The organism is Pseudomonas syringae, from assembly GCF_021605415.1.
Classification (GTDB): Bacteria; Pseudomonadota; Gammaproteobacteria; order Pseudomonadales; family Pseudomonadaceae; genus Aquipseudomonas; species Aquipseudomonas syringae_S.
The window spans coordinates 133,210-151,684 of record NZ_WKEQ01000009.1 but is presented as its reverse complement, the minus strand read 5'-3'; the positions used below and the strand labels follow the sequence as shown (position 1 = coordinate 151,684).

Annotated in this window: 16 protein-coding genes; 3 read left to right on the top strand and 13 right to left on the bottom strand. The window is 58.8% G+C overall.

Annotation, left to right across the window (positions count from 1 at the left end; translation table 11 throughout):
- Positions 1-56 precede the first annotated feature (56 nt).
- Together GIW69_RS09070 and GIW69_RS09065 are read right to left on the bottom strand one after the other, a co-directional pair.
- On the bottom strand, positions 57-1,415 hold the full coding sequence (locus tag GIW69_RS09070; protein WP_236481881.1) for a glutamine synthetase family protein: 1,359 nt from the start codon (positions 1,413-1,415) through the stop codon (positions 57-59).
- Positions 1,416-1,447: 32 nt separating this feature from the next.
- Complete coding sequence (locus GIW69_RS09065) at positions 1,448-1,864, bottom strand: hypothetical protein (protein ID WP_236481878.1); 417 nt, start codon at positions 1,862-1,864, stop codon at positions 1,448-1,450.
- A 278-nt stretch (positions 1,865-2,142) separates the two neighbouring features.
- Here GIW69_RS09065 and GIW69_RS09060 point away from each other — a divergent pair, with 278 nt between their 5' ends.
- Together GIW69_RS09060 and GIW69_RS09055 are read left to right on the top strand one after the other, a co-directional pair.
- Positions 2,143-3,519 (top strand): glutamine synthetase family protein, encoded by a 1,377-nt coding sequence (locus GIW69_RS09060; RefSeq protein ID WP_053163627.1) that lies wholly within the window; start codon positions 2,143-2,145, stop codon positions 3,517-3,519.
- Positions 3,520-3,746: 227 nt separating this feature from the next.
- A complete protein-coding gene (locus GIW69_RS09055; RefSeq protein WP_236481877.1) occupies positions 3,747-4,382 on the top strand; it encodes a TetR/AcrR family transcriptional regulator in 636 nt (211 codons plus the stop codon).
- Between the two features lie 185 nt (positions 4,383-4,567).
- Here GIW69_RS09055 and GIW69_RS09050 read toward each other — a convergent pair whose 3' ends face one another.
- From GIW69_RS09050 to argE, 11 genes are all read right to left on the bottom strand, one after another.
- A complete protein-coding gene (locus tag GIW69_RS09050) occupies positions 4,568-4,783 on the bottom strand; it encodes a TOBE domain-containing protein (RefSeq protein WP_003229256.1) in 216 nt (71 codons plus the stop codon).
- A 105-nt stretch (positions 4,784-4,888) separates the two neighbouring features.
- Complete coding sequence (gene ssuB, locus GIW69_RS09045) at positions 4,889-5,695, bottom strand: aliphatic sulfonates ABC transporter ATP-binding protein (protein WP_236481875.1); 807 nt, start codon at positions 5,693-5,695, stop codon at positions 4,889-4,891.
- Complete coding sequence (gene ssuC, locus GIW69_RS09040) at positions 5,692-6,474, bottom strand: aliphatic sulfonate ABC transporter permease SsuC (RefSeq protein ID WP_236481873.1); 783 nt, start codon at positions 6,472-6,474, stop codon at positions 5,692-5,694. Before ssuC ends, ssuB begins: the two co-directional genes overlap by 4 nt.
- A gap of 9 nt (positions 6,475-6,483) precedes the next feature.
- Positions 6,484-7,632, bottom strand: coding sequence for an FMNH2-dependent alkanesulfonate monooxygenase (gene ssuD / locus GIW69_RS09035; protein WP_236481871.1), 1,149 nt, complete (start codon positions 7,630-7,632; stop codon positions 6,484-6,486).
- 24 nt (positions 7,633-7,656) lie between these two features.
- The gene (locus GIW69_RS09030) at positions 7,657-8,637 is read right to left on the bottom strand and encodes a sulfonate ABC transporter substrate-binding protein (RefSeq protein WP_236481870.1); all 981 of its coding nucleotides are present in this window, start codon (positions 8,635-8,637) and stop codon (positions 7,657-7,659) included.
- 101 nt (positions 8,638-8,738) lie between these two features.
- The gene (gene ssuE / locus GIW69_RS09025; protein ID WP_236481868.1) at positions 8,739-9,332 is read right to left on the bottom strand and encodes an NADPH-dependent FMN reductase; all 594 of its coding nucleotides are present in this window, start codon (positions 9,330-9,332) and stop codon (positions 8,739-8,741) included.
- A gap of 241 nt (positions 9,333-9,573) precedes the next feature.
- Positions 9,574-10,212, bottom strand: a complete 639-nt coding sequence (locus GIW69_RS09020; protein ID WP_236481867.1) for a peroxiredoxin — start codon at positions 10,210-10,212, stop codon at positions 9,574-9,576.
- Positions 10,213-10,507: 295 nt separating this feature from the next.
- Entirely contained in the window at positions 10,508-11,860 is a 1,353-nt protein-coding gene (locus GIW69_RS09015) for an OprD family porin (protein ID WP_236481865.1), read from the bottom strand.
- Positions 11,861-12,272: 412 nt separating this feature from the next.
- A complete protein-coding gene (locus GIW69_RS09010) occupies positions 12,273-13,598 on the bottom strand; it encodes an OprD family porin (protein WP_236481863.1) in 1,326 nt (441 codons plus the stop codon).
- Between the two features lie 624 nt (positions 13,599-14,222).
- Positions 14,223-15,521 carry an amino-acid N-acetyltransferase gene (gene argA, locus GIW69_RS09005; protein WP_236481861.1) on the bottom strand — a complete coding sequence of 433 codons (1,299 nt, stop codon included), beginning with the start codon at positions 15,519-15,521 and terminating at the stop codon, positions 14,223-14,225.
- A gap of 164 nt (positions 15,522-15,685) precedes the next feature.
- Positions 15,686-16,831: an acetylornithine deacetylase gene (gene argE / locus GIW69_RS09000; protein WP_236481859.1), complete on the bottom strand. Its 1,146-nt coding sequence runs from the start codon at positions 16,829-16,831 to the stop codon at positions 15,686-15,688.
- Between the two features lie 156 nt (positions 16,832-16,987).
- On the opposite strand from argE, the gene GIW69_RS08995 reads away from it, so the two are divergent.
- A complete protein-coding gene (locus GIW69_RS08995) occupies positions 16,988-18,358 on the top strand; it encodes a CYTH domain-containing protein (RefSeq protein ID WP_236481857.1) in 1,371 nt (456 codons plus the stop codon).
- Positions 18,359-18,475 lie beyond the last annotated feature (117 nt).

Here is an 18,475-nt window from a genome sequence, read left to right as displayed (position 1 = left end):
GCCAATGCTCCTTGTTATCGGTGAAGGCGCGGCGTGCGACGGCCGCGCCCGGCGTATCAGACGGCGAAGAGCAGGTACTCGCGCTCCCACGAACTGATCACGCGCTTGAAGTTTTCATGCTCGGCCCGCTTGACCGCGACGTAGCCTGTGATGAAGGTCTTGCCGAGGTATTTCTCGACCGTTGTGCTGTTTTCCATGCGCTCCAGCGCGTCCTCGATGGTCAGCGGCAGGCGCAGGTTGCGACGTTCATAACCGCGGCCCACCACCGGCGCGCTCGGATTGATGCCTTCGACCATGCCGATGTAGCCGCAGAGCAGGCTCGCGGCAATCGCCAGGTACGGGTTTGCGTCGGCGCCCGGCAGACGGTTTTCCACTCGGCGGTTTTGCGGGCCGGCATCCGGCACGCGCAGGCCCACGGTGCGGTTTTCTTCGCCCCACTCCACGTTCACCGGCGCCGAGGTGTCCGGCAGGAAGCGGCGGAACGAGTTGACGTTCGGCGCGAACAGCGGCAACAGCTCGGGGATCAGTTTCTGCAGGCCACCGATGTGGTGCAGGAACAGTTGGCTCATGGTGCCGTCTTCATTGGAGAAGACGTTTTTGCCGGTCTCGATGTCGATGATGCTCTGGTGCAAGTGCATCGCACTGCCCGGCTCGCCGGTCATCGGCTTGGCCATGAACGTCGCGGCCACGTCGTGCTTGAGCGCGGCTTCGCGCATGGTGCGTTTGAACACCAGAATCTGGTCGGCCAATGACAGTGCGTCGCCGTGACGGAAGTTGATTTCCATCTGCGCCGTGCCGTCTTCGTGGATCAAGGTGTCGAGATCCAGCTCCTGCAATTCGCACCAGTCGTAGACGTCTTCGAACAGCGGATCGAATTCGTTCGCCGCTTCGATGGAGAATGACTGGCGCCCGATTTCCGGACGGCCCGAGCGGCCGATGGGCGGCTGCAATGGATAGTCGGGGTCGTCGCTGCGTTTGGTCAGGTAGAACTCCATTTCCGGCGCAACGATCGGCTTCCAGCCTTTGTCGGCATAGAGCTTGAGGACTTTCTTGAGGACGTTGCGCGGCGACAGCTCGATCGGATTGCCTTGCTTGTCGTAGGTGTCGTGGATCACTTGGGCGGTCGGCTCGATGGCCCAGGGCACCAGGTACACGGCATTCTCGTCAGGCCGGCAGATCATGTCGATGTCGGCCGGGTCGAGCAGTTCGTAATAGATGTCGTCTTCGACGTAGTCGCCTGTCACGGTTTGCAACAGAACGCTTTCCGGCAGACGCATGCCTTTTTCGGCAATGAATTTGTTGGTCGGCGAGATCTTGCCCCGGGTGATGCCGGTCAAATCGCCAATCATGCATTCGACTTCTGTGATCTTGTGGTCTTTCAACCAATCGGTGAGCTGGTCGAGATTGTTGCTCATAAAAGCCTCTAGGCTGAGTGTCCTGACGCGTGTCAGGCAATGTTTGACGCATGGGCGTCGCGTTGAAGGGCGTGCTTGCGCGCAGTGCCGGCATTCGCCTGGCACCGCGCATAGACACTGAAGGAGGAGCTTACCTGCCCTTTACGCTGGCGTTGCATTTCCTGTGCACAGTGGCGCCGTGCGAAATCATGAGCACCGGCCTGCACACGGCGCGCGCCATTGAAGTGAAAGCGATCTATATTGAATGGGGTAACGGTCAAGAGGGTGTCGATTCGCACGTCCAGAATATTGGACGATGCCGCTTGCCTGATTTGGGAAAGGAAAGTCATCGGCAGTCCGCGAGCCTTGATGGCCATGACGCGGACGGACGTGTCGCCACTGATGTGATGAGCATGCAGACCGGACTGCAACGAACAGTCGGTGACGCCGATTATCGGCAGGCGAGACATGAAACACCCCGGTATTATTGCTGTTATGGGTTTGATCGGAGCTTAGCCTTGTTCATTTTTTTACACAACACCCCCGTAAAAAATACAACACGGCCTGCTCAAGCATGCGGGTGCCAAGCGTCCCGCAGCGAAAAAAACGCTCGAAAATGCCCCATTAATGCCCTCGCGGCGCTTTTTTAGGGCAAAAAAGGCCTCGCTTGACTTCGGCAGGCCGTTCGGGTTGACTGAAACCAGAAAAGATCAATGATTGATATTTTTAACAACAAAGGTGTTGCATCATGTCGGTACCCCCGCGTGCCGTTCAGCTTAACGAAGCGAACGCGTTCCTTAAGGAACATCCTGAGGTTCTGTACGTTGACCTTCTGATTGCGGATATGAATGGTGTGGTGCGCGGCAAGCGCATCGAACGCACCAGCCTCCACAAGGTTTACGAGAAAGGCATCAACCTGCCGGCCTCTCTATTTGCTCTGGATATCAATGGTTCGACGGTGGAAAGCACCGGCCTGGGCCTGGACATCGGCGACGCCGACCGTATCTGCTATCCAATCCCCGATACCCTGTGCAACGAGCCATGGCAGAAGCGCCCGACCGCGCAGCTGTTGATGACCATGCACGAACTCGAAGGCGAACCCTTCTTCGCCGACCCGCGTGAAGTGCTGGCCAATGTGGTGCGCAAGTTCGACGAAATGGGCCTGACCATCTGCGCCGCGTTCGAACTGGAGTTCTACCTGATCGACCAGGAGAACGTGAACGGCCGCCCACAACCGCCTCGCTCACCGGTCTCCGGCAAACGCCCGCATTCGACTCAGGTCTACCTGATCGACGACCTCGACGAATACGTCGACTGCCTCCAGGACATTCTGGAAGGTGCGAAGGAGCAAGGCATTCCGGCTGACGCCATCGTCAAGGAAAGTGCCCCGGCGCAGTTCGAAGTGAACCTGCACCACGTCGCCGACCCGATCAAGGCCTGCGACTACGCGGTACTGCTCAAGCGCCTGATCAAGAACATCGCCTACGACCATGAAATGGACACCACCTTCATGGCCAAGCCTTATCCGGGCCAGGCGGGCAACGGTCTTCATGTCCACATTTCGATTCTTGATAAAGATGGCAAAAACATTTTTGCCAGCGAGGATCCCGAGCAGAACGCCGCATTGCGTCACGCGATCGGCGGTGTGCTCGAGACCCTGCCGGCGCAGATGGCTTTCCTCTGCCCGAACGTCAACTCCTACCGTCGTTTCGGCGCACAGTTCTATGTGCCGAACTCGCCGTGCTGGGGCCTGGACAACCGTACCGTGGCGATCCGCGTACCGACCGGCTCCGCCGATGCCGTGCGCATCGAGCACCGTGTCGCCGGTGCCGACGCCAACCCGTATCTGCTGATGGCTTCGGTGCTGGCGGGCGTGCATCACGGCCTGACCAACAAGATCGAGCCAGGCGCACCGGTCGAAGGCAACAGCTACGAGCAGAACGAACAGAGCCTGCCGAACAACTTGCGTGATGCCCTGCGTGAGCTGGACGACAGCGAGGTCATGGCCAAGTACATCGATCCGAAATACATCGATATCTTTGTCGCCTGCAAAGAGAGCGAGCTGGAGGAGTTCGAACACTCCATCTCCGACCTCGAATACAACTGGTACCTGCACACCGTCTAATCGGAGTGCAGCGATAAAAAACGCCGTCGGCTATTTCAGCCACGGCGTTTTTTTATGGCCGCCTGCAGCGGTTCGCGAGCAAGCCCGCTCCCACAGGGGTCTCCTGTGTACACAAAATCCCGATTCACTGGAGATCTCCTGTGGGAGCGGGCTTGCTCGCGAAGGCGGCTGACAAGACAACACAGATGCCTGCTCGTACAATGCCCGCTGCCCCGCAGGAGACTTTCATGACGCGTCCCGCCCCGCTTCGCAAACCCCGCGCCGCCAGTCAGGCGCGCATCGATTCGATTCTCGACGCTGCGCGCACCTTGCTGGCGACCGAGGGTGTGGCCAGCCTGTCGGTCTACAGCGTCGCCGAGCGCGCACAGATTCCGCCCTCCTCCGTTTACCACTTCTTCGCCAGCGTTCCGGCGCTGCTCGAAGGGCTGACGGCGGACGTCCACGCAGCGTTTCGCGCCTGCCTGCAAGCCCCCATCGACCATGACTCCTTGCACGACTGGCGCGATCTGTCGCGTCTGGTCGAGCAACGCATGCTGGATATCTACGATGAAGACGCCGCTGCCCGCCAGTTAATCCTCGCCCAGCACGGCCTCACCGAAATCACCCAGGCCGACCGCCAGCACGATCTTGAGCTGGGCGATTTGATGCACACGCTGTTTGACCGTCACTTCCAGCTGCCCACGTTGCCAAACGATGTCGATGTGTTCGCCCTCGCGATGGAATTGGGCGATCGCGTCTATGCCCGCTCGGTGCAGCAGCACGGCGAAATCACGCCGCGCATGGCCGAGGAAGGCATGCGGGTGTTTGATGCTTATCTGGGGTTGTACCTGCCGCCCTATCTGCCGAAAAGAAATCTGCCGTGATCTGACTGACCTCATCGCTGGCAAGCCAGCTCCCACAGGTCATCAGTCGTTCACAGAATCGGAGTCCACCGAAGAACCTTGTGGGCGCTGGCTTGCCAGCGATGGCGGCGCCGCTATTTCAACGCAATGCAGATAAAGAAAAACCCCGAAGGCTTCATACTCTTCGGGGTTGTTTTTTAACCACCTTACAACTTGGCGATCGAGACCTCGGTGGATTTCACAAAGGCAATCACTTCGCTGCCGACCACCAGTTCCAGCTCTTTGACGGAGCGCGTGGTGATCACCGACGTGACGATGCCCGAAGCGGTTTGCACGTCGATTTCCGACAGCACGTCGCCGAGGACGATTTCCTTGATCGAGCCTTTGAACTGATTGCGTACGTTGATCGCTTTGATAGTCATGATAGTTCTCCTGGGGTCGAAATAAGCTCCAAGCTTTGAGCTTCAAGCCGCAAGCAGAAGCAAAGCGCTCCACTTGCAGCTTTCAGCTTGACGCTCGCAGCTGCGTTATTGCGCCCACCGCAATTGCGTAGGCAGGGGTGAAACGGGTTCCGGCTCTGGAGGCTCGCCAGGCAGCGACAAAACTCGGTTGAGCACTTCGGCTTCCAGCGCCGCCAGCCGATGCGAACCCCGTACCCGAGGGCGCGGCAGTTCGACGTGCAGATCGAGACCGACTTCGCCGTCCTCGATCAGGATCACCCGGTCGGCAATCGCCACCGCTTCGCTGACGTCGTGAGTCACCAGCAACACCGTGAACCCGTGTTGTTGCCAGAGACGCTCAATCAGTTGCTGCATCTCGATGCGGGTCAGCGCATCCAGCGCGCCGAGCGGTTCGTCGAGCAACAGCAGGCGTGGCTGATGAATCAACGCCCGGGCCAATGCCACCCGCTGCTTCTGTCCACCAGACAAAGCCGCTGGCCATTCATTGGCGCGATCCGCCAGGCCAACCGCATCCAACGCTTGCAGCGCTTGCGCACGCCAGTTGCCCTTGAGGCCCAGACCGACGTTGTCGATGATCTTTTTCCACGGCAGCAATCGGGCTTCCTGGAACATCAGACGGGTGTCTCCCCGCGCCTCGCTCAGCGGCGCGGAACCGGCCAGCAAGTCGCCGCCAGTCGGCAGGTCGAGCCCGGCGAGCAAGCGCAGCAATGTGCTTTTGCCACAACCGCTGCGCCCGACCACGGCGACGAATTGCCCCGCCGGAATGTGCAGATCAATGCCGCGTAGCACTTGCCGCGTACCGAAGGTTTTTTGCAGATTGCGAATCGCCAGCGCAATCCCGCGCAGCAGGCGTGGCGGTTGTTGAGCCGTCATGCCGCACCTCCTTTCGCCACTTGATACGCCGGATGCCAGCGTAGCCAGACGCGCTCAAGTCCACGCGCGGCAAGGTCGGCCAGTTTGCCGAGCACCGCATACAGCAGAATCGCCAGCACCACCACGTCGGTCTGCAAGAACTCGCGGGCATTCATCGCCAGATAACCGATGCCGGAGCTGGCCGAAATGGTTTCCGCGACGATCAGCGTCAACCACATGAAGCCCAGCGCAAAGCGAACGCCGACCAGAATCGAAGGCAGCGCACCCGGCAGAATCACCTGCCGGAACAGGCTGAAACCGCAGAGGCCATAACTGCGTGCCATCTCCACCAGCGCCGGGTCGACGTTGCGAATGCCGTGATAGGTGTTTAGATAAATCGGGAACAATGTCCCCAGTGCCACCAGAAAAATCTTCGCCGACTCGTCGATGCCGAACCACAGGATCACCAGCGGAATCAGCGCCAGGTGCGGCACGTTACGGATCATCTGCACCGAACTGTCGAGCAGGCGTTCGCCCCACTTCGACAGGCCAGTGATGAAGCCCAGCACCAGACCGATGCTGCCACCGATGACGAAGCCCAGCGCTGCGCGCCAGCCGCTGATTGCCAGGTGCGTCCAGATTTCGCCGCTGCGCACCAGGTTGACACCGGCTTCGATCACCGCCACCGGCGCCGGCAGAATTCGCGTCGACAACCAACCGGCCGACACCGACAACTGCCACACCGCCAGCAACAACACCGGCAACGCCCAGGGCGCGAGTCTGTGGATAAACTTCTTCATGACGGCGCCTCAGCTCTGCGACGCGGCTTTCGGAAGAATGTCGTTGGCGATCATTTCACCGAACGGGCTGACGTAACCGGCGCTTTTCGGCAATTCCGGGCGCTCGACGTCAAGGTGCGGGAACAACAGCTCGGCCACGCGATACGATTCTTCGAGGTGTGGATAACCGGAAAAAATAAACGTGTCGATGCCCAGATCGGCGTATTCCTTCACGCGTGCCGCCACGGTCGGGCCGTCGCCGACCAGCGCCGTACCGGCACCGCCGCGTACCAGGCCGACGCCGGCCCACAGGTTCGGGCTGACTTCGAGGTTGTCGCGGCTGCCACCGTGCAGCGCCGCCATGCGTTGCTGACCGACGGAATCAAAACGCGCCAGCGAAGCCTGAGCGCGAGCGATGGTTTCATCGTCCAGATGCGAGATCAGGCGATCGGCCGCTTGCCAGGCTTCGGCGTTGGTTTCGCGCACGATCACATGCAGACGAATGCCGAAGCGCACGGTACGTCCGAGCTTGGCTGCTTTAGCGCGAACCTGAGCGATTTTTTCCGCCACCGCTGCCGGCGGTTCGCCCCAGGTCAGCACCATCTCGACTTGTTCGGCGGCCAGATCCTGCGCCGCTTCGGACGAGCCACCGAAGTACAGCGGCGGACGCGGTTGCTGGATCGGCGGATAGAGCAGTTTCGCGCCTTTCACGCTGATGTGCTCGCCGTCGTAATCAACGGTTTCGCCTTCGAGCACACGGCGCCAGATGCGGGTGAATTCCACGGAGGCCTGATAGCGCTCTTCGTGGCTGAGAAACAGACCGTCACCGGCCAGTTCTTCCGGATCGCCACCGGTCACCAAGTTGAACAGCGCGCGACCGCCGGACAGGCGATCCAGCGTGGCCGCCTGACGCGCCGCCACTGTCGGGGAAATGATCCCGGGGCGCAGGGCGACCAGAAACTTCAGGCGCTGGGTCACCGGGATCAACGACGCGGCCACCAGCCACGAGTCTTCGCACGAACGGCCGGTAGGAATCAGCACGCCGCCGAAACCCAGACGATCCGCCGCTTGCGCGACCTGTTGCAGGTAGCCGTGATCGACGGCGCGGGCGCCTTCGGCAGTGCCCAGGTAATGGCCATCGCCGTGGGTCGGCAGGAACCAGAAAATATTGAGGCTCATGGAGTGGTCTCCTTGGGGGTCGAATTACCGGGCTTGGGTGACTGCGCTTTGGGCCACAGCGGCCGGTGGTGTCCAGATCACATCCTTGATGCTCAATGGCTTGGGAATCAGTTTGAGCTGGAAGAAGGTGTCGGCGATTTTCTGCTGGGCAGCGACCACTTCCGGGGTCAGGAACAGCGCACCGTAGCCTTGGCGTTTCATCGAAGTCAGAGTGATGTCTGCTGACAGGCCGAGCAGCGGCGCCACTTGTTGGGTCACGTCGTCAGGATTGGCTTTCGACCATTCGCCGACCGCGCGCACTTCTTCGACGAGGGCTTTAATCACCTCGGGATTTTTCTGCGCGTAGGGTTGGGTGGCGAGGTAAAACTGATGGTTGTCGACGATGCCTTTGCCGTCGCGCAGGGTGTGCGCTTGCAACTGTTGTTCGGCGGCGGCCTGGTACGGGTCCCAGATCACCCAGGCATCGACACTGCCACGTTCGAACGCGGCGCGGGCATCGGCCGGCGGCAGGAACACAGTCTGAATATCGGTGTATTTAAGGCCGGCGTCTTCGAGGGCGCGCACCAGCAGGTAGTGGACGTTGGAACCTTTGTTGAGGACGACTTTCTTGCCCTTGAGATCCGCGACCGATTTGATCGGCGAGTCCTTGGGTACAAGGATCGCTTCGCTGTGGGGCGCGGGTGGTTCGTAGGCGACGTAAAGCAGATCGGCACCGGCGGCCTGGGCGAAAACCGGCGGCGTTTCGCCGGTGACGCCGAAGTCGATAGAACCGACGTTCAAGCCTTCGAGCAGTTGCGGGCCACCGGGAAACTCAGTCCATTGCACGTTCACGCCTTGAGTGGCCAGACGCTTTTCCAGCGTGCCTTTGGCTTTGAGCAGCACCAGCGTGCCGTACTTCTGATAACCGATTCGCAACGTCTCGGCTTGGGTTTGAGTGATGGCGCCGAAGGACACAGCCGCTGCAACCAGAGCGACCAGACCGCGACGCAAAAATACAGGGCGCATGGCGCTCTCCTTTTTGCAGTGGGGTTTGGCTGCACCTGCTTGGCCGTTGGCGGCTGAGTAAGGTGAAGTGACATCAAAATCGGGTGAAGCGTGACGGGTTTTTAAATGCTCCAGCGAGCACTCAACAAACGTTCATTCAACAGGCCCGGATCCAGCGGTTTCGGCCGACGGGCCATGGCGCCGATGAACTGATCCAGCGCTTCATGCAGACGCTGCTCCAGTGCCGGTGCCAGTTGCGCCTGAGCACTGCCTTCGCCATAAGCGATCTGGCTGTCCTCGGCGAAAATCCCTTGAAGCATTTCCTGCGCTTTCAATGCCGACAGCACTGGCTTGAGTGCGTAATCGACCACCAGCATGTGGGCGATGCTGCCGCCCGTGGCCATCGGCAAAACAATCTTGTGGTTCAGGGCACGTTCGGGCAGCAGATCCAGCACGGTTTTCAGGGCACCGGAAAACGACGCCTTGTACACCGGCGTGGCAATCAGCAAGCCGTCGGCGTTTTCAATCTGTTGCAGCAGGTCGAGCACCTTCGGGCTGTCGAAGCGTGCGTGGAGCAAATCTTCGGCCGGGAAGTCCCGTACCTGATAACTCACCACCTCCACCCCTTGCTGTTGCAACCAGCGCTGCGAACGTTCCAGTAGCACCCCGGATCGGGAGCGCAGGCTTGGACTGCCACCGAGTGAGACGACCAGCATTCAAATGATTCCTTGCACGTTGCAGGCGATTCGCGGTTTGCGATCTCGCTTCGATGGGAGTGACCTTACCAGTTGATTTATATATCTATAAATCATATTTATTCATTTGGTTATTCGATATGGAGATATATACGGTTTTCGGCAAGGCAAAAAAAAAGGCCGTGAAAACGGCCTGAAATACCCTGCTCGTAGGATTCGACACTGATCGTTCCATGCTCCGTGTGGGAACGATCAGCCTGGGTTACCTGTTGGGCTGAGGCGTCAGACGCAGGTACGGTTTCACCGCGCGATAACCCTTGGGGAAGCGTTGCTTGAGTTCTTCTTCATCTTTGAGCGACGGCACGATCACCACGTCTTCGCCGTCCTGCCAGTTGGCTGGCGTGGCCACCTTGTAATTGTCGGTGAGCTGCAGCGAATCGATCACCCGCAAAATCTCGTTGAAATTACGCCCGGTGCTCGCCGGGTAAGTGATGGTCAGCCGTACTTTTTTGTTCGGATCGATGACGAACAGCGAACGCACGGTCAGCGTGTCGTTGGCATTCGGATGGATCAGGTCATAGAGGTCGGACACTTTGCGATCGGCATCGGCCAGGATCGGGAAGTTGACGACGGTGTTCTGGGTTTCGTTGATGTCTTCGATCCACTTGTGATGCGAATCCACCGGGTCGACCGACAGCGCAATGGCCTTCACGCCGCGTTCGGCGAACTGATCCTTGAGCTTGGCGGTGAAGCCCAGCTCGGTGGTGCACACCGGGGTGAAGTCCGCCGGATGGGAAAACAGCACGCCCCAGCTATCGCCCAGCCATTCGTGAAAACGAATCTTGCCGGCGCTGGAGTCTTGTTCGAAATCGGGGGCGATGTCGCCGAGTCGGATGCTCATGGTGCTGCTCCTGAGAAGTTGTTTGAGACAACAACTGTAGCTCGGGTTTTGTTTGTCTGAAAAAGAATAAATAACTAGTTATTTATACCTTATGGAAATATTAAACATCTGTTCACTGGACGCTCAGGGCCATCGAGACGAACATCAGCCCCAAGGTTCGAGAAGGCCTTGAGTTGCAGTAAAGAGGGAAATTTCGGGGACGGCTTACGGGGGTGGGCCTGACTCGAAAACGCAAAAGCCCCGTCCGGCGCGATGCCGGACGGGGCTTTTTTACTTCAGCAGCTTGAGCGCGCTATTACAGCAGCGGGATCGAGTAGCTGACGATCAGGCGGTTTTCGTCCTGGTCGCGTTGACCTGGGATGTCGTTGCGCCACATAGCGTTTTTCCACATGAAGCCAACATTTTTCAGCGGGCCTTCCGGTACGACGTAACCGATGGTCAAGTCGCGTTCCCACTCGGAGCGGCCGCTGCCAGAAACAGGATGGGCTGCGGTGTTGGCGATAGTGTCGATGTTATCGCCACGCAGGTAAACCACGCCGGCAGTCAGGCCAGGCACACCAACTTTGGCGAAGTCATACGAGTAGCGAGCCTGCCAGGTGCGCTCGCCGGCACGGCCGAACTTCTGGATTTGCATGTCGGTGATGGTGTAGTTCGACGAACCGTCGCCTTGGTTCAGCCAAGGGAAGTCGCTGCTGCCGTTGGAAACCTGGTAACCGCCACCAAAAGTGTGGCCAGCAACGGTGTACAGGAACAGGCCGCTGTACAGGTTGTTGTCGACCTTGCCTTTACCGGCTTGGAAACCCTGATAGTTGCCGCTGCTGAAGTAAGCCGGATCGCGACCGTTCAGACCATCGTCGGAGCTGTTGAAGTAACGGAAATCAGACTTCAGCACGCCTGGGCCGATCGCCCAGTTATGAACCAGACCAAGGAAGTGCTGCTTGTAGAAATCTTCCAGGTTGCCGTAGTAGTACTGGGCAGTCAGGTCTTTGGTGATTTTGTAGTCACCACCGGCGTAGATGAACTTGTTGCTGTTGGCAGTACGAGGAGCCGCGCCACCAATGGACAAGTTTTCGTTGTTGCTGGAGTTACGACCTTTCACGGCTTCGATCTGGCCGCCGACCAAGGTCAAATCCTTGATTTCGCCGGAAGTGATCTGGCCACCCTGCCAGGTTTGCGGCAGCAGACGACCATCGTTGGTCACGATCACAGGCAGTTTTGGCTGCAACGTACCCAGCTTCAACTCAGTCTGGGAGATCTTGGCTTTGGCAGTCAGACCCAGGCTGGAGTAGTTATCAACAGCTTCGCCGTTGGATTTGCTCGGAAAGATAGTGCCGCCGTACGACGTGGCGCTGGTTGCGCCGTTTGTACCGCCGCCCGAATCCAGACGCACGCCCAGCAAGCCGATGGCGTCGATACCGAAACCTACGGTGCCTTGGGTGTAACCGGAGATAAAGCGCAGATCGAAGCCTTGGCCCCATTCTTCAGCTTTGCTCTGGGTGGAATGAGCACCAGAGTCACGGTTGTCGTTGTTGATGTAGAAGTTACGCAGCCCCAATGTAGCCTTGCTGTCTTCGATGAAACCGGCGGCGCTTGCCTGCTGCGCCAAAACCCCTACGGCCACGGCCAGGGCCAAGGTGGACTTGTTCATGTATCGCTCCTATCGTTTCTAATTTTTGCTTTTTTACTGTCGGTTCCGGATCTATTGCCCGGAATCTGAACACTTGATCGCGACGGACCGTTTACCCCAGTCAAAGCCGCGAAAGGATACCCCGGCATAGTCCAAAAAAGAATTGGTTCAATCTTTTTCAGAGCTTCGAGGCATATACAAAAGCATCGCAGACTGGAGGTATCGGCTTCAACACCGATTCCTGAACCCCGCAAATTGTCGAGAGACAAAGATGCCAAAACACCGCAACGCCTTTTGAGCGCCGAACGGGCCTACCTTAAGCGTTCGCTGCAAAACATAAAAAGAATAAAAAACAACCAAGATCAAACATTTTTGAATATAGAAAAATAGGCAAAAAAAACCTTGCCGAGCGGCAAGGCTTTCTCAGGAATTGTTACAGGAAGCTGTAGGTGTAGTTGAAGATCAGGCGAGTCTGATCCTGGCTGTCAATGCCGGTGCCACTGCCACGGTAAGTACCATGACGCAACGTCGTGCCAAATCCTTTGAGAGCACCCGCCTGAATCGTGTAATCCACACGCAGGTCGCGCTCCCACTCGGACTGGTCGGGGCCACCGTTCCTGGCTTTGATGTCATCACCGTACAAGTAGGCTGCCGAGGCTTTCAAGCCAGGCACGCCCAACGCCGCGAAGTCATAGCTGTATTGACCAAACGTGGTGTTTTCACCGGCACGGACAAAGCCGTTGACCATCGCGTCAGTGAACAGATAGAAGCTCGCGCCCCCGGCGCCTTCGTTGCGACCGTTACCATCAACTACGTTGCCCTGATTCAGGTAAACGAAGCCACCATCATCGTTGACACGTTGATGCCCGACCAGGATGGAACTGCCACCCAACGTGTAGGTGAACATTGCACTCCAGGTCTTGTTATCAACTTCACCGAGGTTTTTGGCATAACCACCATTGTTGTTGAATTGATAACCGGCTTCACCGTTCTTACCATCCGAGCTGCTGTCGAAATATCGGATATCGGTCTTGAATGACTGATTGGCGCTGATCGGGAGGACGTGCACCAGACCAAAGAAGTCCTGCTTGTAATAGTCTTTCAGGTTCGAGTGGTAGTACTGCAAGGTCAGGTCTTTGGTGACCTTCCAGTCAGCGCCGCCATAACGAAACTGATTGCTTTCTTGTGTACCACCCGCCACCGCCAGGCCAGTGCTGTTCGTTGAAGCACGGCCCACTGCATGTTCAAGCTGACCGGCATTGAAAGTGACGTTGTCGATTTCCTTGGAGGTAACGGTGCCACCTTCGAAGGTTTGCGGCAGGAGGCGGCTGTCGTTGGCGACCAGAATCGGCAAGCTAGGCTGCAGTGCGCCACCCAGGTGAGCTTCGGTCTTGGACAGTCGTGCCTTGACGTTACCCGCTATGCGGCTCCAGGAATCCGTGGCTGAACCATCGGAGTCGCTTGGACTGAACGAGTTATTGTCTGGGTGATGGCCCCGACCACCGTCCAGGTGAATACCGGTAATTGCTTGTACATCAAGACCAAAGCCGACCGTGCCTTGAGTGAAGCCAGACAGATAATCAAACTTGAAACCCTGCGCGGCTTCTTTCTGATCCGCACCGCCGTCACGGTTATCGGCGTTGTAGTACATGGTTCGAGAGCTGATGGAAGCCTTACTGTCGTCGATAAAACCCGCGGCGCCTGCCTGCTGCGCCAAAACCCCTACAGCCACGGCCACGGCCAAGGTGGACTTATTCATTGTTAAGCTCCTCTAGTTTCTAATTCTTGTATTCCCGGTTCCCGAATCGATGTCCGGGATCCCAAGGTTCGCGATTAGCGCCAGAGCGTGACCCACAAGTCAATCGTAACTTTGTGTGTCTACGACCATGGTCTAACGCCTGCTTTTTTGGCGAAGGTCGGGTAATGACGTCGTCATGAACCGAAAAAGACGGATGGATCCTTTTTTAATACCCCTTAGCATCTAAACCCCATTGCCTGCTTGCTCAAACGCTTGCGACGGCAACACAGAGATCGATTCCTGAAACGTACTGAGCCGGTATCGTCAGAGCGATTCGCACTGAAGCAATCCGGAAACAATTCCGTCACCGCAGCTGCTGATTCAGCGCGCACTATCCGGATCAATTGTTACAGTTTGTGTATCGGCAAATACTCATGAGCAACGGGCAGACAACTCCGCGCCGGAGTGGCCGAACCGACGCAGCGCGCCCACGCGCGAGGCGGAACGGAGAGTAACCAAGAGGAGAATTTTCAGAAGATGGACAAACCAACGAATTCTGCCGATTGCCGGCATCCATTCATTGCAGCATTGAGGTGAAGTGATAGGGGAGTTTGCAATCTGTGCCAACTCCCCAGCCCCGAGGAGTTACAGGGTTTTTTCGAAGATCTTTGAGTTGCGCTGATAGTTGTACAGCGACGCCCGAGCCGCCGGCAGACGCTCGACGCTGCTCGGTTCGAAACCACGTTCACGAAACCAGTGAGCCGTGCGGGTGGTGAGAACGAACAGGGTTTTCAAACCCTGTGCCCGGGCACGCGCTTCGATGCGCTCCAGCAGTTCATCACCACGACCACCGTGGCGGTAATCGGGATTCACCGCCAGACACGCCAGCTCGCCCGCCTCGGAATCGGCAATCTGATACAGCGCCGCGCAGGCGATGATCATGCCTTCGCGTTCGACCACGCTGAACTGCTCGATCTCACGTTCCAGCACTTCGCGGGAACGGCGCACCAGAATCCCCTGCTCTTCAAGCGGACTGATCAGATCCAGCAAACCCCCGACATCTTCGATGGCCGCCTCGCGCACCAATTCGAACTGCTCTTGAGCTACCAGCGTACCGCCACCATTGCGGGTGAACAGTTCGGTCAGCAGCGCGCCGTCTTCGGCGTAACTGACGATGTGGCTACGCGCGACGCCGCCACGGCAGGCTTCGGCCGCCGCGTCGAGCAATTCCGCCTGATAGTTGCTGCCCAGACGCTGCAAATGGGCCGGCACTTGCTGCGGACGCAATTCGCGTACGAGCCGGCCGTTTTCATCGATCAGGCCCATGTCCGCACCGAACAACAGCAATTTGTCCGCGCCCAGATCGATGGCCGCGCGAGTGGCGACGTCCTCACAGGCGAGGTTGAACGTTTCCCCGGTCGGCGAATAACCCAGCGGCGACAGCAGCACGATGGAACGCTCGTCGAGCAAACGGTTGATGCCCTTGCGGTCGACCCGGCGCACTTCGCCGGTGTGGTGATAATCGACACCTTCGAGCACGCCGATCGGCCGCGCGGTAACGAGGTTGCCGCTGGCCACTCGCAGACGCGAGCCCTGCATCGGCGACGAGGCCATGTCCATCGACAGCCGCGCTTCGATGGCGATGCGCAATTGGCCGACGGCGTCGATCACACATTCCAGGGTCGCGGCATCGGTGATGCGCATGCCGTGGTGATAGTGCGGAGTCAGGCCGCGCGCGGCGAGGCGGGTTTCGATTTGCGGGCGCGAACCGTGCACCAGCACCAGCCGCACGCCAAGGCTGTGCAACAGCACCAGGTCGTGAACGATGTTGCCGAAATTCGGATGCTCAACGCCGTCGCCGGGAAGCATGACGACGAAGGTGCAGTCGCGGTGGGCATTGATGTAAGGAGATGCATGGCGAAGCCAATTAACGTAATCGGGCATAAACCTGGGCCTGTAATAAAGAGCAGCCGGAAAAAAGGGCGAAACGAAAAAACGCACAGCGGGCTGATGGTTATCGTCGGAACAGGCTTGGCGACACGCGCGCTCTCCTCATGAATACGGGTTCGAACCTTCGCGATTTAACGCAGCTCCCACACGGGATGCGTTCAATTCTTCAGGCAGTAATGTTCAATCAGTTGCCGTAGTAGATGCACCGTAGGCTGCAAACGTGACATTTCAAGGTACTCGCCCGGTTGATGCGCGCAGGCAATGTCGCCGGGGCCGAGCACGATGGTTTCGCAGCCAAGGCGCTGAAGATAAGGTGCTTCGGTGCCGAATGCCACTGCTTCGGCGCGGTGGCCGGTGAGTTTTTCGGCGATGCGCACCAGTTCGGCATCTTCAGCCTGCTCGAACGGTGGCACTTCGGGAAACAGCGGTTTGTAATCAATCTTGACCTGGTGTCGCTCGGCGACCGGATTGAGCTTCTGCAAAATGGCTGCGCGCAGCTCTGCGGGATCCATGCCCGGCAGCGGCCGCAAATCGAATTCCAGCGAACACTGACCACAAATGCGATTGGGATTGTCGCCGCCATGGATGCAACCGAAATTCATGGTCGGCTGCGGCACGCCGAATTGTGGGTTGCGATATTCGCGCTGCCACAACAGACGCAAGCCGCGCAGTTCGCCGATGGCATCGTGCATGGCTTCGAGGGCGCTGTGGCCCAGGCGCGGATCGGAGGAATGACCGCTTTGCCCGAGGATGTCGATGCGCTCCATCATGATGCCTTTGTGCATGCGGATCGGCTTGAGCCCGGTCGGCTCGCCGATCACCGCCGCCCGGCCGAGCGGTTGACCTGCCTCGGCCAGCGCGCGGGCGCCGGACATCGAGCTTTCTTCATCGCAAGTGGCGAGAATCAGCAGAGGTTGCTTGAACGGCTGGTCGAGCAATGGCTGTACGGCTTCGATGATAAGGGCAAAAAAACCCTTCATGTCGCAACTGCCCAATCCGACCCAACGGCCATCGACCTCAGTGAGTTTGAGTGGATCGGTCTGCCACAGCGCGCCGTCGAACGGCACGGTGTCGCTGTGCCCCGCCAGCACCAGGCCGCCGGGGCCGGAACCGAAACTGGCGAGCAGATTGAATTTGCCGGGGCTGACCTGCTGGATGTCGCAGGCGAAACCGAGATCACCGAGCCACGTTGCAAGCAGATCGATAACCGGGCGATTGGATTGATCGAGGTTCGGTTGAGTGCAGCTGACCGACGGCGCGGCAATCAACGCAGCGAACTGGTCTTTCATGGATGGCAAAGGCATCGCTGACTCCAACTCCCGGATTGGCGTCCATCATAGAACCATCCCGCGCCAAGAATAAACCGCCGCAGGGCGTAGGAAGTTTGAGTCCTGTACACTGCACGGCCTTGGCAGCCACACATTCCCCCGGCTGCGCTCCCGATCCTGGATTTTCCGGCCATGCAGAAAGAAACCGAAATCAAACTCCGCGTCAGCCGCGAAACCCTCGCCGCCCTGCGCGAGCACCCGTTACTGAAAAAGCGCAACAAAAATGGCTGGGAACGCCGTGAGTTGATGAACCAGTATTTCGACACCCCAGAGCGTGATCTGGCCCAGGCCAAAGTCGCGCTACGCCTGCGCAAGGACGGCGAAGACGTCATCCAGACGCTCAAGACCCGTGGCCAGAGCGTTGCCGGTCTGTCGGTCCGCAATGAATACGACTGGAACCTGCCGAAAGCCAAGCTCGATGTGAAGAAACTCGACGGCGAGTGCTGGCCTGAAGCACTGGCCGAACTGGACAAAAAAACCCTGAAGCCGATCTTCACCACCGATTTCGTCCGCGAGCGCGCGGAAATCGCCTGGGGACGCGGCAAAGCCAAAGTCGTCATCGAAGCCGCGCTGGATCTGGGCCACGTCGTGGTTGGCAAGCAAAAAGAAGAAATCTGCGAGCTGGAACTGGAACTGCGTGAAGGCGAACCCGCCGCGCTGCTGGAACTGGCTGCCGAACTGGCACAAACCCTGGCCCTGATGCCGTGCGACATCAGCAAGGCCGAGCGCGGTTATCGCCTCTACGACGCCAACAGCTATTCGCTGAGCCTGCCGGCGCCGGAACTGACCGCCGAAACCCCGCTGGACGACGCCTTCGCCGCGCTGAGCTGGCACTTGCTCGGCAGCAGCCAGCGTCTGGCTGAACAGTATCGGTTCAACGGTCACTGGCGTCTGCTGCTGGACTGGGTTGAAAACCTCGCCGAGCTGCGCGCCCTGCTCAGCAGCCTCGGCCAGGCCGCGCCGCGTCAATCGACGCACGACCTGCGTGTTGCCCTCGATGCCTTGCTCGAAGACTGGCGCCCGCTGGTACAGGCCGGCATTGAAGATGAGGACGTGCGCAAAGCCGCGCCGGAGCAATTCCTCGAAGAACTTGAAGATCCGCGCTGGGGTCAGTTTTCCTTGAACACCTCGCGCTGGTTGCTGGCGCGCACCTGGGCTGCCGAACGCAACACCCGCGGCAATCGCCAGGGCGCCGCGCAGTTGAGCAGTTGGTTGCCACGCCTGCTGGGTGAAGAAGCGACGTCCCTGCAATTGCAGCGTTACCAGCAGCAACCGGAAGACCTGGCCGAGCAACTGCCGCGCATCGAGCGCATTCAGGTCTGGGTGCACCACGCGCGCCACGTGCTGGATATCCCGGAAATGGATCGCCTGTACGGCGAGCTGAACAAGTTGGCGCAACTGGCCAACGAGCCGACGATCACTGACGAACTGCTCGATGCACGCAAGCATCAGGCGATCGCGGTCTACCAGAACCGTGCCTGGAAAATGTTGCTGCGCATGTAAGGACCGCTTTCGCTGCAAGCCAGCCCCCACAGGTTTTTTGTTGAAACACAATTAGCGTTCCAACATTGATCCCTGTGGGAGCTGGCTTGCCAGCGATGAGGCCAGCACATTCACCGT